Genomic DNA, 25560 nt, shown 5'->3' on the forward strand with positions numbered 1-25560 from the left:
GTTGTGCCGGCGGCAGCTGCTATTTACAGTGCGTCGGTTTGGGTGTCCAATCGGGTAGCTTATAGGTCATCGTACAACGCGCGGCCAGTATAATGACGCCGCCAAATGCCCGTCAAGCGGTGCGGGCGATCCGGAAAATCCCTTATGACGACGTCCATGTCCGCCGACCTTCCCGCACGACGCCGCCCCAGCCTTGCGCAGGAATTGGTCGAAAGCCTGTCTACACGCATACGCGGCGGCGAAATCCGGCCGGGCGACAAGCTGCCGACCGAATCCGAGATCATGCGGGCCTTCGGCGTCAGCCGCACCGTCGTCCGCGAGGCGCTGTCGCGCCTGCAGGCTTCGGGCCTGGTGGAGACCCATCACGGCGTCGGCACGTATGCGCTGAAGCCGAACACCGGCGGCGACTTCCGCGTCGATCCCGCCGACATCGCGACCGTCCGCGACATCATGGTGATCCTGGAGCTGCGCATCTGCCTCGAGACGGAAGCGGCCGGGCTGGCGGCTTCGCGCCGCACCGAGGCGCAGCTTGCCGATATGCGCGAGGCCCTGGACCAGTTCCGCGCGGCGCTGGAGCCGGGCGGCGACACGGTCACTCCTGATTTCCGCTTTCACCTGCTTATCTCGCAGGCTACCGACAATAAATATTTCGCGGATCTGCTGTCTCATCTTGGAGCGGCGATCATTCCGCGCACGCGCATCAATTCGGCCAAGCTGGGCGACGAAGATCGTGAACCCTACCTGGCGCGCGTGAACCGCGAGCACGAGGATATCTACGAGGCGATCCGCCGCCAGGATCCGGAAGCGGCCCGGGCCGCCATGCGCACGCACCTTGGCAACAGCCGTGAACGGCTGCGTCGCGCGCAGGACCGCTGAGGGGCGGGAGCGCTAACCCCTTCGACGCCATGCCGGCATCGGTGCGGCTGGCGCGTCGCGCAAGACTTCCGCGCAGCACTTCCGCGCGCGACCTCCTAGCAACACCCGGGCGCAACATCCCCGCGTAATGCTCCTGTCCGCGGCGGCCGGATCGGCCGCCGGTTCGGAAAGGTCCATGAACTCCAGCGGTGCGCCCGGGCCCGCCGCGTTGTCTCGCGCGTGGCCCTGGTGCGATGCTGCCTCGCCAGGGCCGCCCTTATACGACGTATGACAAGTCACGCGCCGGCAGGATCCGTCCCACGGCGGCACCGAAGGAGATCCTGGGATACCCGGGCTTGCTGCATTCGGCGCCCAGGGCGACCTCGTCGCCGTCCAGCAGGAAGGTGCGGGTTTCGCCCCAGGGCAGGGACAGCGCGGCCTTGCCGCCCTGCGTCAGTTCGAGCAGGGATCCCGCCTCGGCTGGCGTCGGGCCGGACAGCGTGCCGGTGCCCAGCAGGTCGCCCGGCTGCAGGTTGCAGCCGTTTACCGTGTGGTGCGCCAGCAATTGGCTGACGGTCCAGTAGGCATCGCGGAAATTGCTGTGCGACAGCGCCGCAGGCGCGAGTCCTTCGCGGCGCGATGTATCGGTGCTGAGCGTGGTGCTCAGGCGCACGTCAAAGGCGCCGGCGGCCGTGTTGCGCGCCGAGGCCAGGTAGGGCAAGGGCTGGGGATCGTCAGCGCCGCGCTGGAACGGCAGCCGGAAGGGCGCCAGCGCTTCCAGGGTAACGATCCACGGCGATACGGTGCTGGCGAAATTCTTGGACAGGAACGGTCCCAGGGGCTGGTACTCCCAGGCCTGCACGTCGCGCGCGGACCAGTCGTTCAGTACGGTCAGGCCGAATACATGCGACTCCGCCTCATCCATCGGGACCCGCTGGCCCAGCGCATTGCCGGTGCCGACGAACACGCCCAGTTCGACTTCGTAGTCCAGCCGCTCGCAGGGGCCGAAGCCCGGCGGACCGCCTTCCTGCGTGGGGCGCGTCTGCCCCACGGGGCGATGGAAATGCTGCTGCACGCCTATGCTGGACGCGCGTCCGTGGTAGCCGATGGGCACCCACTTGTAGTTCGGCAGCAGGGGGTTGTCGGGCCGGAACTGACGCCCCACGGCGGTGGCATGGTGCAGCGAAATATAGAAGTCGGTGTAGTCCCCGATGCGCGCCGGCACGACGTATTCGGCGTCGGCCTGCGGCACCAGCAGCGGTTCGATGGTCCCCTGCAGGGGCGAGCCGCTGCGCAGCCCGCGCGACAGCGCCAGCCGCAAGGCGGACCAGCACGGCGCGCCCAGCGCCATCAGTGCGTTCAACTCCGACCCGCGGCAGGCCGCCAGGGCGCGCGCCGCGTCGCCGCTGAAGGGGGCGGCCTGCGCCAGCGCGTTCAGATCCAGGATCTGGTCGCCGATGCCCACGCCCGGGTGGTAGCCGCCCTGCGCGCCACGGCGTCGGAACACGCAATAGGGCAGGTTCTGCACGGGAAATCCCAGCGTGTCGTCGTTCGCGCTGTCCAGCCAGCTGCGCAGGCCGGGATCATGAGTTTCATTGGTTTCGATCATCTTTTCCTGTTCCTGTTCCGATGGAGACGCGCGGGCCGCCTCGCATGCCGCGCGCGCAGCCGAGATCACGGCAGCGTGGGGTCGAAATGCTTGCGCAGTCCTTGCCAGCAGGCGTCATAGTCGGATTGCAGTTCGGGCCAGCGCAGCGCCGCCTCGGTCGGGCGGATGACCCGGCGCGTTTCGAACATGAAGGCCATGGTGTCGCGGATGACGTGCGGCTTGGACGTGTCCGCGTGCGACGCCTTTTCGAAGGTGTCGGCATCGGGGCCGTGGCCGCTCATGCAGTTGTGCAGGCTGGCGCCGCCCGGCACGAAGCCTTCGGCCTTCGCATCGTACACACCCTGGATGAGGCCCATGAACTCGCTGGCGACGTTGCGATGGAACCAGGGTGGACGAAAGGTATCTTCCATGACCAGGATGCGCGGCGGGAAGATGGCGAAGTCCATATTGGCCGTGCCCGGTGTATCGGAAGGCGAAGTCAGGACGGTAAAGATGGATGGGTCCGGATGGTCGAAACTGATCGAGCCGATGGTATTGAAACGGCGCAGATCGTATTTATAGGGCGCATGCGTGCCATGCCAGGCCACGACATCCAGCGGCGAATGGTCCAGCCGCGCGCGCCAGAAGCCACCCGCGAACTTGGCGACCAGTTCGAAGTCGCCTTCGATGTCTTCGTACCAGGCGACCGGGGTTTCGAAATCGCGATCGTTCGCCAGGCTGTTGGAGCCGATGGGGCCGCGTTCCGGCGGCCGCAGCGGCGCGCCGAAGTTCTCCAGCAAATAGCCGCGGCCCGTGCCGTCGGGCAGCTCCACCCGGAAGCGCGTGCCGCGCGGAATGACCGCGATTTCCAGCGGCCCGACGTCCATCAGGCCCAGTTCGGTGGCCAGGCGCAGGCGGCCTTGCTGGGGAACGATCAGCAGCTCCCCATCTGCATTATGAAAGTACCGTCCCTGCATGGAGGCGTTCGCGGTGTAGACGTGGATGCCAACGCCATCGTGGCCTTCCGGGCCGCCGTTGCCGCCCACCGTCGCGATGCCGTCGAGAAAATCCGTGGGTGCGTCCGGCATCGGTCGCGGGCTCCAGCGCAGGCGGTTGGGCGTGGCGGGCGCGCTGCCGAAATCGCTGGCCCAGCCGCCGGCCAGCGTGCACGGCGCATAGGCCCCGTGCTGGGCCGCCGGCCGGATGCGGTACAGCCAGGAGCGGCGGTTCTCCGCCCTCGGGGCGGTGAAGGCCGTGCCGGAAAACTGCTCCGCATACAACCCATACGGGCATCGCAGCGGGGAATTGCGGCCCACCGGCAGGGCGCCCGGGAGGGCCTCGGTCGCGAAAGCGTTGCCGAAACCGGTCTGGTAGCGCAAGGGTTCCGAGGCCGCGGTATCAGGCTGCGGGGTCATGGAAGTCTCCGATTCTGGTGCATGGGATCGCGCGGATGCCCGCGCTGGCGGCGTGGTCGTGATTTTCCCCGAGGTCGGGCGCTTGCGCCAGTTGAGCCGGTGGCGCGCCTGCCTCGCGATGCGGGCTCAGGCCCGCTGGCACTTCACGCAGTAATACGAGGCGCGCTGGCCCTGCACGATGCGGCGTATCGGCGTGGCGCAAATTCGGCACGGCTGCCCGGCGCGTTCGTAGACGGCGGCGTGGATGGTGAAGTAGCTGCCCGGCTCGCCCCCGGCGCCGACGTAGTCGCGCAGGGTGCTGCCCCCGGAAGCCAGCGCATCTTCCAGCGTCTGCCGGATGGCCAGCGCCAGGCGCTCGCAACGCGCCAGCGACAGCCGGCGCGCCGGCGTGCGCGGGTGTATGCCGGCCCGGAACAGGCTTTCCGACGCGTAGATATTACCCACGCCGACGACGGCCTCGCCGGCCAGCAGCACCTGCTTGATCGGCGCGGCACGGCCGCGCAAATGCGCGTGCAGCCAGGCCCCGCCGAAACGCGGGTCGAACGGTTCGATCCCCAGCTTGGCCAGCAGTGGGTGCGATTCGATGGGACCCGCTGCGGCTGGGTGCCACAGCACCGCACCGAAACGGCGCGGATCATGCAGGCGCAGCGTCGCATGTTCGAACACCCATTCAACGTGATCGTGGCGCCGCGGTGCTTCGCCTTCGACCACGCGGCGCAGCGATCCGGACATGCCCAGATGGACGATCTGCGTGCCGTGTTCGAAGCGCAATAACAGGTACTTGCCGCGCCGGCCGCATTCGACGATGGTACGGCCGGCCAGCGTGTCGGGGAGGTCGGCCGGAACAGGCCAGCGCAGGCGCGGTTCTCTTACGATTAGCTGGACCAGCGGGCGGTCTGTAATGACGGTCGCGATTCCCCGCCGGGTGGTCTCGACTTCAGGCAGTTCGGGCATCAGCCAGTGTAAGATGATCAGTTGCGTGTACAGATTGTGCCATTTACCGGACGGGACGCGTGAAGTCGTCGCATATGCATATCAAATTCGGGTTAGCCGCGCTGCTGCTGGCGCTGGCCGGCGCGCAGGCGGTGCCTGCACAGGCCGCGGAAAGGCGCACCGCCGACGCCATCGCTCCCCGTGCGCCCCGCATGCCTCAAACGGAAACCGACATCATCCGTTTGCGTGAAGGCAAGCCGCCTTACGTGCGGCTGACTTCGAGCATCCTGTACCGTGTCCTGGTTTCCGAAATCGCCGCTCAGCGCGGCCTGTACGGGACGGCCGCGTCCACCATGCTGAGCCTGGCCAGCGACACCAGCGATGCCCGCGTGGCGCGCCGCGCGCTGGAGTTCTACCTGGCCGGCGGCAACCTCAGCGGCGCATTGGATGCGGCGCGGGTCTGGTCCCGCTTGGCGCCCTACGACAACGAGGCCGGCTCCACCGAATTGGCGCTGGCCGCCGCGAACGGCCAGACGGCCGGGCTGGCGCCGGCGCTGCGCAAACGCATCGACGAAGCCCGCGACAAGCCGACCGCCATCGCGCAGGCCCTGGCGGTACTGGGCCGCATCAACGATCGCAAGACCGCCCTGTCCATCCTGGACCAGGCGCTCAGCCCCTCCGTGCGCAAGCTGCCGGCGGCGCATATGGCGCTGGCCGATGTGGCGCAGGCCGCCGGCGATTTTCCGCGCGCCCTGCAGGAAGCCCGCGCCGCCCTGGCCGCCGATCCGAAATCCGAGGCCGCCGCGCAGCGCGTGCTCGAATACGGCATGCGGGTCGATCCCAAGCAGGCCACGGCCGATGCCCGCGCCTTTATCGCCCGCCATCCCCAGGCCCGGCGCCTGCGGCTGATGCTGGCCTCGCAGTTGTCCGATGCCGGAGATTACGACGGCGCGCTGGCCGAACTCCAGGCCATGGCGCGCCGTTCCCCGGAAGACTTCGACCTGCTCTACATGCAGGCGCAGCTCGCCTACAAGGCGCGCCGCCTGGATCAGGCGCGCGGGTTCCTCGAACAATACCTGGACGTGCAGAACCAGCGCCAGCGCGCCCTGGTGCCGGGCTCGTCCGACGCCCCGGGCGCCGCGGCGGACGCGCGCATCCTGCTGGCGCGCATCGCCGAAGACCAGGGCCGCTACAACGACGCCATCGCGGAACTCGGCCGTATCGACGACCCCACCATGCGCTTCCAGGCGCGCATGCGGCAAGCCACGCTGCGCGCCAAACAGGGCAATGTCGATGCCGCGCTGGTCATGGTCGACCACGCCCAGCCCCAGGACGAGGAAGAGCGCGTCCTCGGCGTCCTGACCAAGGCGCAGATCCTGCGCGATGCCGGCCGCACCGACCAGGCCGTGGCCTTGCTGTCCGGCGCCGACAAGGCGCTGCCGGATACCGTGGAAATCAAGTACGAACTGGCCATGCTGTACGAGCGCCAGGAAAAGATCGCCGATCTGGAGCGCCTGCTGCGGCAGGTGATCGCGCTGGATCCCGATCACGCGCACGCCTACAACGCGCTGGGCTATACGCTGGCCGATCACAATATGCGGCTGCCCGAGGCCCTGGAGCTGATCACGCAGGCGCTCGATCTGGCGCCGGACGATCCATACATCCAGGACAGCATGGGCTGGGTGAAGTACCGCATGGGCGACAACGAAACGGCCTTGACCTTCTTGCAGCGTGCGTACTCGCGCCGACCCGAGCCTGAAATCGGCACCCATCTTGGCGAGGTGCTGTGGGCGCAAGGGCGTCGTGAAGAAGCGCGCGCGATATTCGCCGCCGCGGCCAGGAAGGACCCGTCCAACAAGACGCTGCGCGATACCCTGAAGCGCCTGGGGGTCACGCTGTGAGCCTGCTGCGCTGGCGCGCCGCCTTCGCGGTCGCGCTGTGCCTGGTGCTGGCTGCCTGCGTGACGCCTGCCCGTATCGCCGGCAACGGCTCGCAGGGCGAGTTCTCCCGGGTCGGGCGCTTCGCCTTGACCGTCACCAACGACGACGGCAAGCAGGACGCCGTACAGGGCGGATTCTCCTGGCTGGACGACGGCAGCCGCTACATCCTGGATCTGACCAATCCGCTCGGCGCGACGCAGGCGCGCGTGGAAGGTCGCCCCGGCGCGGCCGTGCTGAACAAATCCGACGGCACCCGCCTGCAGGCCAGCGATCCGGATGGCCTGGTCGAGGACGCCATCGGCAGCCGCATCCCGGTGTCGGGGCTGCGCGATTGGCTGCGCGGCCGCCTGGCCCCCACGCCGGCGCCCGCCAACGTCCAGCGCGACGAATCCCAACGTCCGGTGGCCTTCGACCAGGGCGGGTGGCAGGCACGCCTGTCGCGCTATGACGCTCAAGGTCCGCAGGTCCTCGTGCTGGAACGGCGCGAACCCGACCGCCGCATCGTGCTGCGGCTGGTCGTCAATCCTTCCTGAACGTGAAGCTGTACGACGTCCCGGCGCCCGCCAAGCTGAATCTTTTCCTGCACGTGGTGGGGCGCCGCGCGGACGGCTATCACCTGCTGCAGACCGTCTTCCGTTTCATCGGCCTGAGCGACACCCTGCATTTCGAATCGCGCGACGACGGCGCCATCGTGCGCGTCGATCCGCTGCCCGATGTGCCCGCCGATACCGATCTGACGGTACGCGCGGCGCGCGCGCTGCAGGCGGCCACCGGCACACGGCGGGGCGTTTCCATCGCGCTGGAAAAGCGCATCCCGATGGGCGGCGGCCTGGGGGGCGGCTCCAGTGACGCGGCGACGACGCTGATCGCCTTGAACCGCCTCTGGAATACGGGCTTGTCGCGGGCCGAGCTGATGCGCCTGGCCTTGCCGCTGGGAGCCGATGTGCCCGTCTTCGTCTTCGGCCAATCGGCCTTCGCCGAGGGCATCGGCGATGTGCTGACCGCGGTGGATCTGCCGGCGCGCGCCTACCTGGTTGCGCAGCCCGATGCCAGCGTGCCCACGCCAGCTGTATTCGGCGATCCCGATTTGACAAGGGATACGCCGTGTATCACAATAGCGGACTTTCTTGCTTCGTCACTTTCCGGCGGCTTTTTTGGCCGGAATGACCTCGAACCGGTGGTGCATCGGCGTTTCCCGGAAGTCTTTCGGGCCGCGCAATGGCTCGCAGCGGGGGATCGGGGAATCGATGTGCGGATGTCCGGTTCCGGCGCCTGTCTGTTCGCCGAGTTCGCCGACATGCAAGCCGCGGTTTTGGCGGAGCGGAAAATAGCCGCTACAATGCGCGTCGCCGGTAGAATGCCGGATACGTCGCAGGCAATGCAAGAACCGCCAGCGCGGTTCCGGTTGGTGCAGGCAAGTCCTGGGTTGATCGAGCATCCGTTGCGGCACTGGACTGCTAGCTAGTGGGGAGTCGCCAAGTTGGTTAAGGCACCGGATTTTGATTCCGGCATGCGAAGGTTCGAATCCTTCCTCCCCAGCCCAACGAACTTATAAAAGAGCTGTTGAACACGCCCGTTATATCGTCGGCACCGGTTCAGCAGCTTTTTTGTTTCGTGTTCGAAACGACCATTGCGTCTGCATCATGACAAAAGACAGTTTCATGATTTTCACCGGCACGGCGAATACGCGCCTGGCCGTCGACGTCGCCAATCATCTCGATATGTCGCTCGGGAAGATGACCGTTGGCCGTTTCTCCGACGGTGAAGTCATGGTGGAAATCAACGAAAACGTCCGCGGCAAGGACGTTTTCGTACTTCAGCCCACCTGTGCCCCCACCAATGACAACCTGATGGAAGTCATGGTCATGGTGGACGCGCTGCGCCGGGCCTCGGCCGGCCGCATCACCGCCGCCATCCCGTATTTCGGCTATGCCCGGCAGGACCGCCGCCCGCGCTCGGCGCGCGTGGCCATCTCCGCCAAGGTCGTGGCCAACATGCTGCAGGTCGCCGGCGTGGACCGCGTGCTGACCATGGACCTGCACGCGGACCAGATCCAGGGCTTTTTCGATATTCCGGTGGACAACATCTACGCCGGTCCGATCCTGCTGGGCGATCTCTGGCGCCGCAACCTGTCCAACCTGGTGGTCGTGTCGCCGGACATCGGCGGCGTGGTGCGGGCCCGCGCACTGGCCAAGCAGCTGGAAGCGGACCTGGCCATCATCGACAAGCGGCGTCCGCGCGCCAATGTGTCGGAAGTCATGAATATCATCGGCGAAGTCGACGGCCGGACCTGCGTCATCATGGATGACATGGTCGATACCGCCGGCACGCTGTGCAAGGCCGCGCAGGCGCTCAAGGAGCGTGGTGCTGGCGCGGTGTACGCCTACTGTACCCACCCGGTGTTGTCGGGCGGGGCGGCCGAACGTATCGAGGCGTCGGAGCTGGATGAACTGGTCGTCACCGACACCATCCCGTTGTCCGAGCAGGCGCGCGCCGTCGGCAAGATCCGCCAGTTGTCCTGCGCCGGCCTGCTTGGCGAAACCATATTGCGTATATCCAACGCGGAATCGGTCAGCTCGTTGTTCGCCGACTGATTCCGCGTCACTTTTTTCGCATCCCGCTGGTCGCGGCGGGATGCGGAATGCACGAGACGCATGGTGCGTCCGTGTCTTGCAACGGGATGCTCGCGCATCCCATTTATCCATTCTGGAGTCCTCATGAAATTCAACGCCACTGCGCGTAGCGTCCAGGGTTCGAGTGCGAGCCGCCGCCTGCGCCGCGCGGGCCGGGTTCCCGCCATCGTTTACGGTGCCGGCAGCCAGCCTCTGAACATCGAACTCGACCACAACGAGATCTACCACGCCTTGCGCAAGGAAGAGTTCCACTCCTCCATCCTCGATATGCAAGTCGAGGGCGGCAAGGGCGAACAGGTGCTGCTGCGCTCCGTTCAATGGCATGCCTACAAGCCGCAAGTCCTGCACGTCGACTTCCAGCGCGTCGATGCCAGCAAAGTGCTGCACACCAAGGTGCCGCTGCACTTCATCAACGCTGAAGTCTCGCCGGCCGTCAAGCTCAGCGCCGCCATCATCACCCACGTGATGACGGAACTGGAAATCGCCTGCCTGCCGTCCGACCTGCCGCAGTTCCTGGAAGTGGACCTGAGCAAGCTGCTCGGCGGCGCCTCCATACACCTGTCCGACATCAAGCTGCCCAAGGGTGTGACCTACCTGTCGCACGGTGGCGATGCCAACCCCGTCCTGGCTTCCGCCCTGCTCAAGGGTGGCGCCCAGGAAGACGGTGGCGAAGCCGCTGAAGGCGACGCGACGCCCGCCGCCTGATCGTTGTCCGGCGCGCCGCCGGCTGGCGCGCCTGTCGCGATGTTTTGAGAACCCTGCGTGTGGCATACCATACGCAGGGTTTTTCACATTTCAATCTGCCGCTGCATGTCATGCCCGCACCCATACGCCTGATCGTCGGACTGGGAAACCCCGGTCCCGAATACGAAACCACCCGCCATAACGCCGGGTTCTGGCTGGCCGACCACGTCGCCGACGACCTGCGCGCCAGCTTCGCGATGGAAAAGGGCTTTTTCGGTTTCGTGGCCAAGGCGCGCCATGCCGGCGAGAACGTCGTCCTGCTCAAGCCCATGACCTATATGAACCGTTCCGGCCAGTCCGTCGGCGCGGTGGCGCGGTTCTTCAAGTTCACGCCGGAGCAGGTGCTGGTGCTGCACGACGAACTGGATTTGATGCCGGGCCAGGTCAAGCTCAAGCAGGGCGGCGGCCACGCCGGTCACAACGGCCTGCGCGATATCCAGGCCGCGCTGGGCAGCCCGGCCTTCTGGCGCCTGCGCATCGGCATCGGCCACCCGCGCACCCTGAACCTGGCCCAGCAGGTGGCGGACTTCGTGCTGCATCCGCCGCGCCATGACGAGATGACGGGCATCGAAGCCGTCATCACCCGCTGCCGCGCCATCATGCCGCAGTTGCTGGACGGCGAGTTCACCCGCGCCACGCAGCAATTGCATCGCGACAACGAAGCATGACGACGCCGTCCTCCACACGCCGCGGTATTCCGCGCCTGCGCGCCGACATCGCGGATTTCTGGCGTTTCCTGCGCCGTCCCAGCCTGCGCAGGCTGGCGCCGCGACGCGGCGGCCCCGGCCAGCGCGCGGACTGGCTGCCGCCCGTACCGGCGCGCCGCCTGCTGGCCTGGGTCGCCATGCTGTGGGCCATCAACCTGTTCGCGCTGGGGCCGGTGGCCGTCGCCGTGGCGACGATGGGCGGGGCGCACCACAAGCTGGAGATGGGCGCCATCCCGTGGTTCACCGCCATCGTATGGGCGCCGCTGGTCGAGGAAATGCTGTTCCGCTATGGCCTGCGGCGGCCGGCGCAGGCCCTGTGGATCGTCCCCCTGATGATCTGGCCCTTGCTGCGCGGGCCGACCGCGTGGACGGGCGCGCTGGTCGTGCTGGTGCTGGCCCTGGTCGTGTACCTGCAACGGCCGGGCAAGGCCTCGCCGCGGCAGTGGCGCTGGGAATGGCGCCGACGGTATGTGCGCCACTACCCCTGGATCCTGCACCTGGCCGCGCTGGTGTTCGCCGGCATGCACATCGGCAACTTCTACCTGAACAATACGCCGCTGTGGCTGACGCCCCTGCTGGTCCTGCCGCAGTGGCTGACGGGGCTGGTGCTGAGCTGGATGCGCACGCGGCGCGGCATCGGCACATCCATCGCCATGCACGCCATGTTCAATGCCGGCCCGGTGCTGGTCGTGCTGGCTTTGTTGAAGTGGGCGCCGGAGCTGGTGTCGTGAAGCGGGAGGCTTGGGCCAGCTTCGAGCGACAAAACATGCGCCCCGTCAGGCGGCTTTGCGCCCGTGCTGTAGCGATTCCCAGCCCAACATGGCGAGACCGATAGACCGTGGCACAGGCTTTTCGCCGCTGCGGTAGTAAGCCAGCATCCGGCGGCTGATACCAAGCGCCCGGGCAGCATCGTCTAGCGTCAAGCCGTTTTGATACATCCACACGATGACGTGCTGATGTGAGTACTCCCCGGCTTGTTCCAGTGCGAGCGCACGCAAGTTATCGCTCGCCAGGCTCAAGTTGTCGTCCCCGCCGAAGATGACGCCACGTCGCCATTCATCGATCGCGACCTTGGCGAACACCTTGCGGTTATGCAGTGGGGTCAAAGTGGGATGCTTGGCAATCAAGCCAGACAAGTCAACTTCGGCAGCGTAGCCGTCCGCGAAGGTCAGCTTCAGCCGCTTGGGGCCAATGACGGCGACATGAGTAATAAGGAATTGTTGGTTCATGGGTTCAACTCCCGCCACCTCTGCATCAACGCGGCGCTATTGTTACGCGCCCAAGCGAGCGCCTCGACCAACTCACGCGGCTTGATCGCGCCGGACAGGACGGCCATGGTTTCGATAACGATCAGCGCCTCTCGACCGTCGTTCATCCGGACATGGAAGTGCGGCGGTAGGTGATCGCCAGCATACATAGTGATGGCGCACCTGCGAAACGGACAACGGTTGGCATGGGACGAGTTTAGTGCAACTATTGCATTGGTGCAACGGTTGCATATTGATGATTACCAGCCCGCAGGCCTGGCATCATCGATCTTCTCGAAGCGTTGGTATTGAATGCGGTAGAGCGTATCCCGCGGTTCCAGTTCGCTATCGAATCGCGTCATTCATGTGATGTGAGGTCTTCGTCGCTATGATCCCTATTCCGGCGCTGTATGGTGTGGGGGCGTGTCACGATAGAGACGCGACATCCTTATGGGAAGCGGATGACCATTCGGGGACTCCGACCGAAAGCAGTTCCGGCCCTGTCCCTCCTGGGCCTCGGTTAAAATCCTCTGCTTCGTGGGCGAAATACGGCCAAATCTGGTGATTCCGCCCGGTTTTGCCACCTTCATACCAGCTCATGCGACACACGGCCAGTCTGCTCCGATGTGGGTCGGGCACTTCGATCACGTCGGCGTTTCGCGCGATGGCGTATAGATAATCAAGGACTTTCATGGCTCTGCAATGCGGCATCGTTGGCTTGCCCAATGTCGGTAAATCGACGCTCTTCAACGCGCTGACCAAGGCCGGCATCCCGGCCGAGAACTATCCCTTCTGCACCATCGAGCCCAATGTGGGCGTGGTGGAAGTGCCGGATCCGCGCCTGCAGCAACTGGCCGATATCGTCTCGCCGGAACGCGTCGTGCCCGCCACGGTGGAATTCGTCGATATCGCGGGCCTGGTGGCAGGCGCCAGCCAGGGCGAAGGGCTGGGCAACCAGTTCCTGTCGCACATCCGCGAAACCAACGCCATCGTCAACGTCGTGCGCTGCTTCGAGAATCCCAACGTGATTCACGTGGCCGGCAAGGTCGACCCCATCGCGGACATCGAGGTCATCGAAACCGAACTTGCACTGGCAGACCTGCAGACCGCCGAAAAGGCCTTGCACCGGCACAACAAGACCGCGCGCTCCGGCGACAAGGAAGCGCAGCGGCTGGTCACCATCCTGGAAAAGTGCATCGCCCAGCTCAACGAGGCCAAGCCCGTGCGCGGCCTGGACCTGTCCGCCGAAGAGCGCGCCCTGATCGCACCCATGTGCTTCATCACCTCCAAGCCGGCCATGTACGTCGGCAACGTCAACGATGATGGCTTCACGGATAACCCGTTGCTGGATCGCTTGACCGAATTCGCCAAGTCGCGCAACGCGCCGGTGGTGGCGATCTGCGCTGCGATCGAGTCGGAGATTGTTGACTTGCCCGAGGAAGACCGCGTGGCGTTCCTGTCCGACATGGGGATGGAAGAGCCGGGGCTGAACCGGCTGATCCGTGCGGCTTTCAAGTTGTTGGGGTTGCAGACTTACTTCACCGCGGGTGTGAAGGAAGTGCGGGCGTGGACGGTGCCGATCGGTGCCACGGCGCCGCAGGCGGCGGGGGTGATCCATACGGATTTCGAGCGCGGGTTCATTCGTGCGCAGACGATCGCGTTCGAGGACTTCATCGCCTGCAAAGGCGAGCAGGGCGCGAAGGAAGCCGGGAAGATGCGGGCTGAGGGGAAAGAGTATGTGGTGCAGGACGGGGATGTGATGAACTTCCTGTTCAACGTCTAAAGTCATGCAGTATGGACATAAGGCCCCAAACTTCCGCCCTGTGGACATGGGCTGGCGATAGGCCTCGCGGGGACACAACCCTGGGCGTCATCGCTTGCTCCGGTCCGCAGCGGTTTCTTTGTCTTCGCGGTCCTCTATCTCCGCCCTGACCGCCGCGTGGTTCACCATGGCGACCAGCGATATGCCGCCGATGATGTTCCCGATGAGCGTAGGAACAAAAAAGCGGAACAGGTAGTCGTGCATGGTGGCGTGACGTTCCAGTACGGCATAGGCGGCCTCCACGGAGCCCGCGATGATGTGGGACAGGTGGCTGATCGCCACGACGTAGGTGATCAGCAATATCGTCAACAGGCGCGCCGAGCGCGCATTTGGCAGTAGCCACACCATCAAGGCGATCAGCCAGCCGGCGAACACGGCGCGCAGCACGGTGGGCAGGAATGCTTCCGGTATCGTCCGGATAGCGATGGTACCCAGCGCTTTCACGACCTCCGGCTCGAATACCCCCGGTATGGTCAGCAGGGCCGCGAAGGCTGCTGTGCCGGCGATGTTCGCCAGCAGCACCACGATCCATACCCGCGCGGCTCCCATGAGCGTGCTTGCGGTGCGATGCGTCAGCACGGGCAATACGACCGTCAGGGTGCTTTCGGTAAAGAGCTGCTGCCGGCCGAGGATGACGATGACGAAGCCCACGCAGTAGCCGAAGCTCGCGACCAGATGGCGCCACGGTGCGGCGGGCAAGCTCGACTCAAGTACCGCCATGACGAGAAAGGAGAATCCCATCGACAGGCCCGCAGCAAGGCCAGACCATGCGAGCGAAGCCGTCGGCCGTTCCAGCGCCGCCTCGCCGTCTTCGCGGACGATTGCGTGGATGACAACCGCGTGTGGCGACGAGTGGTCGGCCGCCTGGCCGCGCTCGTCCTGGGACAGATGAGGTGAATGCTCTCCGGCGGCGTGGTCGTTTGACATGAGGAGGCGGGCTTCCGTGTGATGCCTGACGCGCGCGAAGAGCGCCGCGAGCGTCCTTCATCGCAATCGGCATACCCGACGGTACGCTCTGCCTTACCGCTGCGCCTTACTTCGGTACTCGCCTTCGCGGCGCCCCGGGGCGTGGCTTCCGCATGTCGCGTCGCGCCACTGCAACCGCAGACGATGCAATCTACGGCGAGATGGAACGATGCAATGCGCAATGCCGCACCGTTGCTCAACATCCCCCTCACCAGGTCCGGCGTCCGACGCCGTTGTTACTGCATCCGCGCCCATCATCGACACCATCGATAGCATTCCGCGATATTTTTCATTTCCGCCCATCGGCGATCCCGCATAGCCTTACGTCGCCGGAGACAACGAGCACGCATTCCACATGCGGCGCGAGCCTTCGAAGCAGAACCACAAGACCAACGACAAAGGAGACGACTGTGGCGGACGACGATACTTCCATGGCCCGATGGACTGCCCTGCGGCCCGCGGGCATTGCAACCACTGCCAACGCAATGGATGGCGCAGGGCAAGGCCCGGCGAATCACGCGCAGGCATCGCGCCGGCGCATGTTGAAGCAGTCGTGCGCGGTGCTGGCCGCCATGGCCACGCCCGCGCTAAGCTGGGCCGCCACCCAAACGCCCGATACCCAGCGAAGCACGGTGACATCCAGCGCGAGCGACGGCGTGAAGCTGGCGGTGTTCGAAGCCGGCAATCCCGCCGGACAGCCCATCGTCTTCGTTCACGGTTTCTCGCAAAGCCACGAGAGCTGGATCCGCCAGTTCCAGGCGCCCGCGCTGCTGGAGAAGTACCACCTGATCGCCTACGACCTGCGCGGCCACGGACAATCGGACAAGCCGCTGGTGCCGGAGGCCTATCGCGATTCGCAGAAATGGGCCGACGACTTGCGCTCGGTCGTGCAGGCGACGTGCCGCGCCAAGCCCTGCGTGGTGGCGTGGTCGTACGGCGGTCGCGTCATCAACGATTATCTGGCCGCCTACGGCGACGGCGAGCTGCGGGCCATCAACTACGTGGCGGCGACCTCGACGGGCGATCGCAGCACGCTGGGACGTTCCTACGCCGTGCTCCTGGACATGCTGTCGGACGATCCCGCCACCGCGCAGCGCGGCACGGAGGTCTTCCTGCGTGCATGCTTCGAACGCCAGCCCGCGCCCGCGGCGATGGCGGAGATGGTGCGCTTCAACAACGAGACGCCGGTGGCCGTGCGCAAGCTGCTGGGCGGCCGTCCCGCGCAATACGATGCGGCGTTGCGGCAGGTGCGGGTGCCCGTGCTCATCACCCATGGCGAACTGGACCAGATCTCGGCGGTCGCCATGAGCCGGCATACCGCGTCCTTGATCCCGCAAGCCTTGCTGTCGGTGTACCAGGGCGTGGGCCATTCCACGTTCTACGAAGATCCTACGCGGTTCAATACGGAACTGGCCGCCTTGCTGGATGCCTGACGGTTTGGGCGTTCCCGGTCTTCGGACCGGGCGATACGCCGCCGCGGCAAACGAGTCGCCCCAAAGTACGACATACGCCCCGTCGACGCCGACCCCCGCCAGTTAGAGACCGCCGTGCTGGACATCAATACACCACTCGGCGCGCGCTTGCGGACGCACCGCTCTCCAACCCGGGGAGCGCGTCGTTCGTGCAAGTGGTGCTGGCCGCATCATGAGCCGCCCGGGACGCGGCCCTGCTTCGCCGGCCGATCCTGGCCCGCGTTCCCCAACTCGACGCTTTGCAGAAAAGCGTCCTGGAACAAGGACAGGGCGGCGTCCTGGCTCGACGTCTTCCGGCGGATCAGGCAGACCTGCATCGGGACGACATCCAGCGCGATGTCCAGGATCCTGACCAATCCCAGGTCCTGCTGCATCAGGGCGGCGCGTCGTGGCGCAACGGTGAACAGATTCGATTGCGCCACGATGGCGAGGTTCTGGATGTAGGTCGAGGTCTCCACCACCGGCTGCGGTGGCTCCACGCCATGGCGCAGGAAGGCTTCGGCCAGCGCCGAGCGGATTGCGGAATCGGGCCGCTGCAATACCCATTCGCGTTGCGCCAACGATGCGTAATCCATGTCGTGCTCGTGCACAGCCGGGTTGCGCGGCCCGACGACGATGCAGATCTCTTCCTGGTAAAGACTGACGAAGGACAAGCGCTGCGCGCCATCCGCCAGCGCGGCGCTGGCATTGGGCAGCCGGCCGATCACGCAGTCCAGTTCCCCGGCGATAAGAAGGTCCAGCAACTGGCGCGCGGTCGCCTCGTGCGTGCGTATGGCGCAGCCGCCGGCCCGCCGGAAGAGGTCGATGGCCTTGGGCAGGTAGGAGATGAAGGCCTGCGGCACCACGCCCACCCGCAGCAGCGGCGTGTCGCCGGCCGCGACCCGTGCGATCACGGCGGCCAGTTCGTCGAACTCATTCAGGACGGTGCGCACCCGGCCGAGCAGGGCCAGGGTTTGCTCGGTCGGCGCCACGCCCTGCCGGCTGCGCAGGAACAGCGGCATGCCGACCAGGGCTTCCAGGTCGTTGAGCATGGCGGTCGCGGCCGGCTGGCTGATGTTCAGGCGCGCGGCCGCCTTGTGGATCGTGCCTTCGGAGACCAGCAGCTGGATCAACAGCAGATGGCGGAATTTCAGGTGGGTAAGCGCCATGGGCGAGTGCAGCGGCATGGGGAAGCCCTGGGTTTGATGATAAACAAACGCTATCACGAAATCTGGAATTTCGATTATGTGTTGTCACCGCCGGCTGGCTAGACTGAATTCCACTATCGGCAGTCTAGCGATCGTGAGCCGGCAGGGGGAAAAGCGGCGTGGCGACCCGGATGCAGACATCGGGCGCAGTGACGAGATAGCGCGATCACGACAGCGCAACCGCGAGCGTGCAATCACGATAGCCCAATCACGAAAGCGCAGTCACACGACAGCATGGCCGCGAGGGATGGCCGCCAGGCCACGATCCAGGAGTACGCACCTCGCAAGGACACAGGACACAGGACACAGGACACAGGACACAGGACAAGGACACAAGGGGAAAGAACATGAGAACACATCGATGGACAAGCTTGGGCGCGGCCGTGGCCGTCTCCATGCTGGGATGGCTTGGCGCGGCCGGCACGGCGCACGCGGCCTGGCCGCAGGACCAGCCGGTGCGCATCATCGTGCCGCAGGCGGCGGGCGGCACCAACGATACGGCGGCGCGGCTGGTCGCGGTCGAGCTGGGCAAGGCGCTGGGCCAGAGCGTCGTCGTCGAAAACCGCCCCGGCGCCTCCGGCGCCATCGGCATGCAGGCGGCGGTGCAGGCCAAGGCCGACGGCTACACGCTGGCAGTGGCGTCCGATACCGCCACGATACTGGGCGCGGTACGCCACGATCTGCCCTGGCAGTTCAAGCGCGACCTGACGGGTATTTCCATGATCGCGGACCAGCCGATCGCCGTGGCGGCTTCCGCGCGCAGCCCGTACAAGTCGCTGGCCGACCTGATCGCGGCGGCGAAGGCGCAACCCGGCGCCATCGCATTCGGCACGTCGGGCCTGGGTACGTCGCAACAGGTCGCCGGGGAATGGCTGGCGCGCGATGCCGGCGTGCAGCTGACGCACGTGCCTTACAAGGGCGGCGGGCAGGCCATCACGGATCTCGTGGGCGGCCAGGTACCGGCCGCGGTGCTGGGCGTGGCGCCGGTGATCGGGCAGTATCGCAGCGGCAATGTGCGCATCCTGGCCATCACGAGCGAGCAGCGCGATCCGGCGCTTCCCGATGTGCCGACCCTGCGCGAGCTGGGCTACCGGGACATCGTGCTGACGCAATGGGTGGGATTGGTGGCTCCGAAACAGACCCCTCCCGCGATCGTCCAACGCCTGTCCGACGAGATGGCCAAGATCCTGGCCAATCCGGATATCGTGCGCCGCCTCGGTGAGAGCGGGCTGAACGTGCGCCCCATGGCCGCGCCGCAATTCGACGTCTTCCTGGCCCGTACGGTGGACCAGTGGCAACACCTTATCTCGACTCTTTCCCTGCGGCTGGACTGACGCAGCGCGGGCATACAAGGCGGAATCTTCGTGGATCACAAGCAAGCGGGCGCGACAAGGCCCAATATCGTTCTGGTACTGGCGGACAACCTGGGGTGGGGAGAACTGGGCTGCTACGGCGGCGGCGCGCTGCGCGGCGCGCCTACCCCGCGCCTCGATGCGCTGGCCGCGCAAGGCACCCAGTTCCTGAACTTCAACGTGGAAAGCGACTGCGTGCCGACGCGCTCGGCGCTGATGACGGGGCGGCATCCCATCCGCACCGGCGCGCTGCAGTCCGTGCCGGCCGGGCTGCCGCAAGGCCTTATCCCGTGGGAGCGCACGATGGCCGAAGCGCTGTCCGACGCGGGCTATGCCACCGCCATGTACGGCAAGTGGCACCTGGGCGACAAGGAGGGCCGCTATCCCAAGGACAAGGGTTTCGACGAGTGGTACGGGATACCGCGCACCACCAACGAAAGCATGTTCGTCGATGCCGTGGGTTTCGATCCTTCGGTGGTGGACCTGCCGTACGTGATGGAAGGGCGCAAGGGATCGCCGGCGGAGAAGCGCGAGCTCTATGACCTGGAAATGCGTCGCCGCATCGACGCCGAGCTGACGCGCCGCAGTTGCGACTTCATCGAGCGCAATGCCGGGCAGCGGCCGTATTTCCTGTACGTGCCGCTGACGCAGCTGCATTACCCGACCATTCCGCACCGCGACTTCGAAGGCCGCACGAAAAAGGGCGAGTTCGCCGACTCGCTGGTGGAAATGGACGCACGCGTCGGGCAGATCCTGGATGCCGTGGGAAAAAGCGGAACGGCGCAGGACACGGTATTCATCTTCGCCAGCGACAATGGGCCGGAGTACCGCCGGCCCTGGCGCGGCTCGGCGGGCATGTGGACGGGCACTTACCATACCGCGATGGAAGGCGCCCTGCGCGTTCCCCTGATCGTACGGTGGCCGGGCCGCGTGCCCGCGGGGCGCGCGACCAACGAAATCGTGCACGTGGTCGATCTGTTCCCGACGCTGGCCCGCATCGCGGGCGCCGAGCTGCCGGCGGACCGCGTCATCGACGGCATCGACCAACTGGATTTCCTGCTGGGGCAGCAGGACAAGTCCAGCCGCGAGGGCTTCGTCTACTACATCAAGAGCGAGCTGCGCGCCGTCAAATGGCGGGATTGGAAGATGCACCTGGTCTGGGAGGTCGAACCCAACGCGGGCCCGAACCACCTGGAGACGCCTTATCTCTTCAACATCGTGCAGGATCCCAAGGAAGAGAGCGACGTCAACACCACCCAGGGCTGGGTGCGCGGCCCCATGCGCAAGATGGTGCAGGCCTTCCAGCAGACGCTGGCGGCCTATCCGCCTGTTCCGCCCGGCGCGCCGGACGATTTCATTCCGGTCCGCAATGGCGACGGCAAGCGCTGACCGCGCCGGGGCAGGCGCTCAATCCCACGCCGGCGCCAGTCCCGCTGGCGATACCAGGCGCTCGCCGCGGTCCAGCGCCGCAATCCGTGCCATGTCGTCCTCGTCCAGCTTCAGGCCTTGCGCCAGCAGATTGCTGGCCAGGTTCTCGCGCCGGGTGGACGACGGAATGACCGCATGGCCCAGCTGCATGGCCCAGGCCAGGGCGACCTGCGCGGGCGTCGCGCGATGGCGTGCCGCGATGTCCTCGATGACGGGGTCCTTGAGCACCTTGCCGTAGGCCAGCGTCATGTATGACGTGATGCGGATGCCGTGCGCGGCGGCGTGGTCCGCCACCTTGCGGTTCTGCAGATAGGGATGGAGCTCGATCTGGTTGGTCGCGATGGCCGGCGCCCCGACGGCGGCGATGGCCCGCTCCATCAGCGCGATGCTGAAGTTGGATACGCCGATCTGCCGCGTCAGGCCCTGCTGTTGCGCCTGGAGCAGCGCCGCCAGGCTCTCCTCCAGGGGGACCGCGTCCTCGGGGGATGGCCAGTGGATAAGCGTCAGGTCCACGTGGTCGGTACGCAGCCTGGCCAGGCTGTCCTTCAGGCTGGGGATCAGCGCGTCGGCGGACAGCGATTCGGTCCAGATCTTCGTCGTCAGGAAAAGCTCGCTGCGGGCCACGCCGCTGTCTTCGATGGCGCGACCGATATCGGCCTCGTTGCCATAGATTTGCGCGGTGTCGATGGCGCGGTAGCCCAGTTCAAGGGCGTTGCGCACGGAATCGATCACGGCCTGGCCTTGCAGGCGGAAGGTGCCGACGCCGAAAGCGGGAAGTGTCAAGGTATTGCTCCGGATCAGGAAGGGTTCAACGGTATGCCCGCAGTCTGAGGCTTCCGGGCCCGTGGAAAAACCCGTCCCGCAGAAAAACACCCTTGCGCGGAAATCAGTAGTCGGTGCGGCAGTCCCTACGATGGACCGTGCAATCACGCCCACGAGAGGTCACGCGGCAACGCCCTGCGGCAGAGGCCATGCAGGAGGAAACCAAGCAGGGAGAGCCCATATTCCCCGCGCGGCATCCTGGTGCCTGCAACGTGACCTGGCGTCAAGCCTTCGCCGCGCCGGCCACCGCCAGGCGCCGCCGTGACGCCAGGGCCACCATGGCGATCACCAGCGGCGGGAACGCAATCCAGCAGACGACGTCCCAGCCGTAGTTCGCCAGTACGCCGCCCGAAGCGAACGAGCCGGCGACCATGGTGCCGAATACCAAGAAGTCGTTGAAGGACTGGACCTTGTTCCTTTCCTCCGGGCGATGGCATTCCAGCACCAGCGCCGAGGCGCCGACGAAGCCGAAGTTCCAGCCCAGGCCCAGCAGGATCAGCGACAGCCAGAAGTGGTTCACGGTGAGCCCGGACAGCCCGGCCGCGGCGGACGCGGCAATCAGCAGCAGCCCCGCCATCACGATGCGGCCCGCGCCGAATCGCGTGATGAGCCGGCCGGTGAAGAAGCTGGGCGCATACATGGCGATGACGTGCCATTGCAGGCCCAGGTTGGATGCCTCCTGCGGCAGCCCGCACAGGCGCATGGCCAGCGGCGCGGAGGTCATCAGGAAGTTCATGAGCGTGTAGCTGATGACCCCGCAGATCACCGCCACGATAAAAGCGGGCTGTCGCACGATGATGCCCAGCGGTCGCCCGGCGGCATTCTCCGCGGCCGTCGGCTTGGGCAGGTCGATGCCCCACAGGACCACCGCGCTGAGCACCGCGACCAGCGCCTGCGCCAGGTAGGTCACCGCGAACATGTGCGGCTGCCACAGGTTCATGGTGTGGGTGACCAGTTGGGGACCCAGCACCCCGGCCAGCACGCCGGCGGCCATGACGGTGGACAAGGCGCGGGCCCGCTTGGCCGCCGGCACGCCTTCGGCCGCGGCGAAGCGGAACGACAGCACCACGGCGGCATAGGCGCCGCCGAACAGCATGGCAAAGCAGAACAGCCAGAAGCTGCCCAAATAGATGGCCAGGGCCGACAGCAGGCCGACGAGGACCCCGCAGGCGTTGCCGAACAGGAAGGCGGCGCGGCGCCCGTGGCGCTGGGCGAGCGCGCCCACCGGCAGGGTGCAGGCGGCCATGCCCACCACGAAGACGGAGATCGGCATGGTGGCCAGCGATTTGTCCGGAGCCAGCGTGTTGCCGATGATGGCCGCGGTCGCATAGACCACGGTGGTGTTGGCGCCGGCCAGCGCCTGGGCGGCCGACAGCCGCGTGATATTGCCGAGCAAGAGCGTGTTGCGCAAAACCGTAGTCCCCATCGATGCCCTTGTGCCGGGCGACGCCAACCTCCAGGGGGCACGATACCTTATTTCTAATTCTTATATGGTTATACCCATATGTTGGTAGGGGCTACGCTTCGGCGGTAAGGGTGTAGTCCTCGTGGGAAGGGCCACGCCGTGGGATTGGGCGGCCATGCAGTACCTGCCCATGCCGGGCGGCGCGTGCTGCCGAACACAATGCCGGCGCGGGCGCAGTGCCGCCGACGTTGCGCGCTACGGTGTGGCTGGCGGTCCCGATGACGCGCCGGCGGCCGCCCTGGCCGCCGTCGTATCGGGGGCGCCGCTGCGCCCCGGCGTGGCTTGCGGCAGTACTGTTTGCGCCTGCAAGGCTTCCGGCGAGCCACCGCCGACCGACTTGTAGATCGCGATCAGCCGCACGAAAAGCTGGTGGTTGCTATCCGACAGGTCGCGCCGCGCCTGCAGATAACTACGCTCCGCGTCGAGCTGGACCAGGAAATCGGTGAGCCCGCCGGCATATCGCGCCTGGGCCAGTTCATAGGCCTGCCGGCTGGCGGTGGCTTTCTCGCGCAGCCGCATGTTGCGCGCGCGCTCGGCGTCGTACCCGGTCAAGGCATCGTCGATCTCCTGCCATGCCTGCAGGACCGTGCGCTGGTACGCGACGGCCGCCTCCTGCTGGACCAGTTCGCGCAGCACGATGGTGGCGCGGCGGCGGCCCTGGTCGAAGATGGGCAGGATCAGCGAGGGGCCGATCTGCCAGGAGCGCGTGCCCCATTCGCCGAAGCGGCTGCCTTCATACGATTCGAAGCCGAATGTGGCGCCCAGGGTGATGCGCGGATACAGGTCCGCGACGGCGACGCCGATTTCGGCGGTGGCGGCATGCAGCCGTGCCGCCGCGGCACGGATGTCCGGCCGCTGGAGCGCGACGTCCGAAGGGACGCCCAGCGACAGGTCGGGAAGTTTGGCGGGCAGTGCGGCCGGCATGTCGGCCACGGTCGCCGTCGGCGCGGTGGCGAGCATCGCCGTCAGTTCACCCGGACGGGCATCGACCAGCAGCCCGATCTGGTTCATCAAGGCCGCCTCGCGCGCGCGCAGGTCCGGCATGCGCGATTGCAGGTCGGCCAGTTGGGTACGCTGGCGGCTGACGTCCAGGTCGTCCACCAGTCCGCCTTGCGCCCTGGCTTGCAGAAGGGACAGGCTGTCGCGCGCCGCGGCGATATCCTGGTCGAGCAATTGGCGCTGCTGCTGGGCCAGGCGCAATTCGAAATAATCGCGTGCCAGCTCGCTGGCCACGGCCAGGCGGACCTGGTCCAGCAGCGCGGCGGCGTTGTCCACGCTGGCGTCCGCCGATTCGATGGCGCGTCGCACACGACCCCACAGGTCGGGCTCCCAGGACGCGTCGAAGCCGCCCTGGTACAGGGTGTAGGGCTGGCTCAGCACGGAGACCAGTTCTTCCCGGTTCGCCGGCGCGACGGCATCGGCCAGTCGCGTGCCGGCGGAATATTCGCTCTGGCGCTGGCGTGTCGCGGCGCCTGTCGCGTTGACGACCGGCCCACGCTGGGCCGCCACCGTCAGGCGCTGCGTGCGGCTTTGCGCGTAGCGCAGCGCCGCGCTGCGCAGGTCGGGACTGGCCTGCGCGGCCCGGACCTGCAAGGCGTTCAAGGTGACGTCGTCGAACAGGGTCCACCATTGTGCGGACAGCGGTGCCGTGTCGATGGTGGCGGCGGACTCGCCGTCGCGCGATCCGCTGCGCCAGTCCTGCCAGCTGGACGGCGCCGGGCTGGCGGGCGCATGGTAATTCGGCCCCACGGCCGTGCAGCCGGCCAGCAGGGCGGCCAGCGCCATCAGGGAAAATCGCATGAAGCGCGGCCCCATCGGCATTCGCGGGCGGCGCTGGGTGGTAGCGAGGTTCAAGGCGCGGTCCTCAGGCAAGGCGGTGACGAAACAACCAGGCGGCAAGGGGCAGTGTCAGCCCGGCGATGCAGCAGAAGGGAATCAGGTCGCGCCAGATGGTCGACAGCCCGGCGCCTTCCAGGTAGACGCTGCGCACCAGTTCCACGGCGAAACGCAGTGGATTCGCATAGGTGGCCCATTGCATGACCTCGGGCATGTTGCGCACCGGCGTGGCGAGTCCGGACAGCAAAACCAGCGGCATGAGCAGTACGAAGGTATAAAGCATGGCCTGCTGCATGGTGGACGACAGCGCCGAGATGGAAAGGCCGATGCCGACGATCGCGATGGTGAACAGCAGCAGTCCCGCGAACAGCACCAGCACGCTGCCGGCCATGGGAATGCCGAACCAGAAGCGCGAGACGATCAGGATCAGCGAGGATTGCAGCAGCCCGATGGCGATCGAAGGCAGCGCCTTGCCCAGCATGATGGTCATGGGGCGGTATGGCGTCACCAGCAGTTGGTCGAAGGTGCCCTGTTCGCGTTCGCGTGCCACGGAAAGCGCGGCCAGCGTCATGGTCTGGATCATGCTCAGGGTGGCGATCAACCCGGGCAGGATGCTCCAGCGGGTTTCCAGGTTGGGGTTGTACCAGGCCCGCGTCTGCACGGTGACAGGCGGCGCAGGCCCGCCCTGGCTCGCGTTGTATTCCGCCACGATCTCGCGTATCTGGCCGGCGGCCGTACCCGCAGTGGTGGAGTTGCGGCCGTCCAGGATCACTTGCATCGGCGCCGTTCCGCCTGTCGCCAGCACCCGTTCGAAGTCTTCGGCGAAATGCAGCACCAGCAGCGCGTCGCCCGCATCGATGGTCGCGGCGATGTCGCGCGGCGATGTCAGCGAGGCCACGCGTTCGAATACGCCGGTGCCGTCCAGGCGCGCGAGCAGCGCGGTCGAGGCCGCGCCGCGGCTCTGGTCCAGCACCGCGTAGGGCACGTGCGTCAGGTCGTAGGTTGCCGCGTAGCCGAACAGCAGGCTTTGCAGCAAGGGCGGCACCACAAGGATCACCCGGCTGGCGGGGTCCTTGAGCACCGCCAGGAATTCCTTGCGGCACAGGTTGCCGAGATGGCGCAGGAAGTGCAGCAGCGCATCCATGGTC

General features: G+C 66.5%; 22 protein-coding genes, 1 tRNA gene and 1 pseudogene. 13 read left to right on the top strand and 11 right to left on the bottom strand.

Annotation, left to right across the window (positions count from 1 at the left end; genetic code table 11):
- The first annotated feature begins 144 nt into the window (after nucleotides 1-144).
- The gene (locus BAU07_RS02750; RefSeq protein WP_066653868.1) at nucleotides 145-876 is read left to right on the top strand and encodes a FadR/GntR family transcriptional regulator; all 732 of its coding nucleotides are present in this window, start codon (nucleotides 145-147) and stop codon (nucleotides 874-876) included.
- Nucleotides 877-1132: 256 nt separating this feature from the next.
- Here BAU07_RS02750 and fahA read toward each other — a convergent pair whose 3' ends face one another.
- From fahA to mutM, 3 genes are all read right to left on the bottom strand, one after another.
- Entirely contained in the window at nucleotides 1133-2464 is a 1332-nt protein-coding gene (gene fahA, locus BAU07_RS02755; RefSeq protein ID WP_066664639.1) for a fumarylacetoacetase, read from the bottom strand.
- 65 nt (nucleotides 2465-2529) lie between these two features.
- Complete coding sequence (gene hmgA / locus BAU07_RS02760) at nucleotides 2530-3858, bottom strand: homogentisate 1,2-dioxygenase (RefSeq protein ID WP_066653871.1); 1329 nt, start codon at nucleotides 3856-3858, stop codon at nucleotides 2530-2532.
- 126 nt (nucleotides 3859-3984) lie between these two features.
- The gene (gene mutM / locus BAU07_RS02765; RefSeq protein WP_066653874.1) at nucleotides 3985-4812 is read right to left on the bottom strand and encodes a bifunctional DNA-formamidopyrimidine glycosylase/DNA-(apurinic or apyrimidinic site) lyase; all 828 of its coding nucleotides are present in this window, start codon (nucleotides 4810-4812) and stop codon (nucleotides 3985-3987) included.
- Between mutM and BAU07_RS02770 the strand changes: the two are divergent.
- The 8 genes and pseudogenes from BAU07_RS02770 (at nucleotide 4811) to BAU07_RS02805 (ending at nucleotide 11546) form a co-directional block, all read left to right on the top strand.
- Nucleotides 4811-6692: pseudogene (locus tag BAU07_RS02770) on the top strand (tetratricopeptide repeat protein). The gene mutM and the pseudogene BAU07_RS02770 overlap by 2 nt on opposite strands.
- Entirely contained in the window at nucleotides 6689-7264 is a 576-nt protein-coding gene (gene lolB / locus BAU07_RS02775; RefSeq protein WP_066653880.1) for a lipoprotein insertase outer membrane protein LolB, read from the top strand. Before BAU07_RS02770 ends, lolB begins: the two are co-directional and overlap by 4 nt.
- Before the next feature lie 2 nt (nucleotides 7265-7266).
- Complete coding sequence (gene ispE, locus BAU07_RS02780; protein ID WP_066653883.1) at nucleotides 7267-8196, top strand: 4-(cytidine 5'-diphospho)-2-C-methyl-D-erythritol kinase; 930 nt, start codon at nucleotides 7267-7269, stop codon at nucleotides 8194-8196.
- A tRNA-Gln gene (locus BAU07_RS02785) sits at nucleotides 8197-8270 on the top strand.
- Nucleotides 8271-8374: 104 nt separating this feature from the next.
- Nucleotides 8375-9325, top strand: coding sequence for a ribose-phosphate pyrophosphokinase (locus tag BAU07_RS02790; protein WP_066653888.1), 951 nt, complete (start codon nucleotides 8375-8377; stop codon nucleotides 9323-9325).
- Between the two features lie 123 nt (nucleotides 9326-9448).
- The gene (locus BAU07_RS02795; protein ID WP_066653890.1) at nucleotides 9449-10069 is read left to right on the top strand and encodes a 50S ribosomal protein L25/general stress protein Ctc; all 621 of its coding nucleotides are present in this window, start codon (nucleotides 9449-9451) and stop codon (nucleotides 10067-10069) included.
- A 110-nt stretch (nucleotides 10070-10179) separates the two neighbouring features.
- Nucleotides 10180-10776: an aminoacyl-tRNA hydrolase gene (gene pth, locus BAU07_RS02800; protein WP_066664642.1), complete on the top strand. Its 597-nt coding sequence runs from the start codon at nucleotides 10180-10182 to the stop codon at nucleotides 10774-10776.
- Complete coding sequence (locus BAU07_RS02805) at nucleotides 10773-11546, top strand: CPBP family glutamic-type intramembrane protease (protein WP_066653893.1); 774 nt, start codon at nucleotides 10773-10775, stop codon at nucleotides 11544-11546. The genes pth and BAU07_RS02805 overlap by 4 nt, the downstream gene beginning before the upstream one ends.
- A 45-nt stretch (nucleotides 11547-11591) precedes the next feature.
- On the opposite strand, the gene BAU07_RS02810 is transcribed toward BAU07_RS02805, so the two are convergent.
- Nucleotides 11592-12044: a DUF2442 domain-containing protein gene (locus BAU07_RS02810; protein ID WP_066653896.1), complete on the bottom strand. Its 453-nt coding sequence runs from the start codon at nucleotides 12042-12044 to the stop codon at nucleotides 11592-11594.
- Nucleotides 12041-12232, bottom strand: coding sequence for a DUF4160 domain-containing protein (locus BAU07_RS26645; protein ID WP_084025185.1), 192 nt, complete (start codon nucleotides 12230-12232; stop codon nucleotides 12041-12043). The genes BAU07_RS02810 and BAU07_RS26645 overlap by 4 nt, the downstream gene beginning before the upstream one ends.
- Before the next feature lie 521 nt (nucleotides 12233-12753).
- Here BAU07_RS26645 and ychF point away from each other — a divergent pair.
- On the top strand, nucleotides 12754-13845 hold the full coding sequence (gene ychF, locus BAU07_RS02815) for a redox-regulated ATPase YchF (protein WP_066653899.1): 1092 nt from the start codon (nucleotides 12754-12756) through the stop codon (nucleotides 13843-13845).
- An 87-nt stretch (nucleotides 13846-13932) separates the two neighbouring features.
- Here ychF and BAU07_RS02820 read toward each other — a convergent pair whose 3' ends face one another.
- The gene (locus BAU07_RS02820; RefSeq protein WP_084025188.1) at nucleotides 13933-14811 is read right to left on the bottom strand and encodes a formate/nitrite transporter family protein; all 879 of its coding nucleotides are present in this window, start codon (nucleotides 14809-14811) and stop codon (nucleotides 13933-13935) included.
- A 470-nt stretch (nucleotides 14812-15281) separates the two neighbouring features.
- On the opposite strand from BAU07_RS02820, the gene BAU07_RS02825 reads away from it, so the two are divergent.
- Nucleotides 15282-16283 carry an alpha/beta fold hydrolase gene (locus BAU07_RS02825; protein WP_198168860.1) on the top strand — a complete coding sequence of 334 codons (1002 nt, stop codon included), beginning with the start codon at nucleotides 15282-15284 and terminating at the stop codon, nucleotides 16281-16283.
- Between the two features lie 209 nt (nucleotides 16284-16492).
- Here BAU07_RS02825 and BAU07_RS02830 read toward each other — a convergent pair whose 3' ends face one another.
- The gene (locus BAU07_RS02830; protein ID WP_066653912.1) at nucleotides 16493-17488 is read right to left on the bottom strand and encodes a LysR family transcriptional regulator; all 996 of its coding nucleotides are present in this window, start codon (nucleotides 17486-17488) and stop codon (nucleotides 16493-16495) included.
- 368 nt (nucleotides 17489-17856) lie between these two features.
- Here BAU07_RS02830 and BAU07_RS02835 point away from each other — a divergent pair, with 368 nt between their 5' ends.
- The gene (locus BAU07_RS02835; RefSeq protein WP_066653915.1) at nucleotides 17857-18843 is read left to right on the top strand and encodes a Bug family tripartite tricarboxylate transporter substrate binding protein; all 987 of its coding nucleotides are present in this window, start codon (nucleotides 17857-17859) and stop codon (nucleotides 18841-18843) included.
- Nucleotides 18844-18873: 30 nt separating this feature from the next.
- Nucleotides 18874-20250: an arylsulfatase gene (locus tag BAU07_RS02840; RefSeq protein WP_066653918.1), complete on the top strand. Its 1377-nt coding sequence runs from the start codon at nucleotides 18874-18876 to the stop codon at nucleotides 20248-20250.
- Between the two features lie 18 nt (nucleotides 20251-20268).
- On the opposite strand, the gene dkgB is transcribed toward BAU07_RS02840, so the two are convergent.
- From dkgB to BAU07_RS02860, 4 genes are all read right to left on the bottom strand, one after another.
- The gene (gene dkgB, locus BAU07_RS02845) at nucleotides 20269-21072 is read right to left on the bottom strand and encodes a 2,5-didehydrogluconate reductase DkgB (protein ID WP_066653920.1); all 804 of its coding nucleotides are present in this window, start codon (nucleotides 21070-21072) and stop codon (nucleotides 20269-20271) included.
- Nucleotides 21073-21334: 262 nt separating this feature from the next.
- Nucleotides 21335-22537 carry an MFS transporter gene (locus BAU07_RS02850; RefSeq protein WP_066653929.1) on the bottom strand — a complete coding sequence of 401 codons (1203 nt, stop codon included), beginning with the start codon at nucleotides 22535-22537 and terminating at the stop codon, nucleotides 21335-21337.
- A gap of 234 nt (nucleotides 22538-22771) precedes the next feature.
- On the bottom strand, nucleotides 22772-24430 hold the full coding sequence (locus tag BAU07_RS02855) for an efflux transporter outer membrane subunit (protein ID WP_335617536.1): 1659 nt from the start codon (nucleotides 24428-24430) through the stop codon (nucleotides 22772-22774).
- A gap of 10 nt (nucleotides 24431-24440) precedes the next feature.
- Nucleotides 24441-25556 carry an ABC transporter permease gene (locus tag BAU07_RS02860; RefSeq protein ID WP_157121947.1) on the bottom strand — a complete coding sequence of 372 codons (1116 nt, stop codon included), beginning with the start codon at nucleotides 25554-25556 and terminating at the stop codon, nucleotides 24441-24443.
- Nucleotides 25557-25560: the final 4 nt, after the last annotated feature.

The organism is Bordetella flabilis (assembly GCF_001676725.1).
Lineage (GTDB): Bacteria > Pseudomonadota > Gammaproteobacteria > Burkholderiales > Burkholderiaceae_B > Bordetella_C > Bordetella_C flabilis.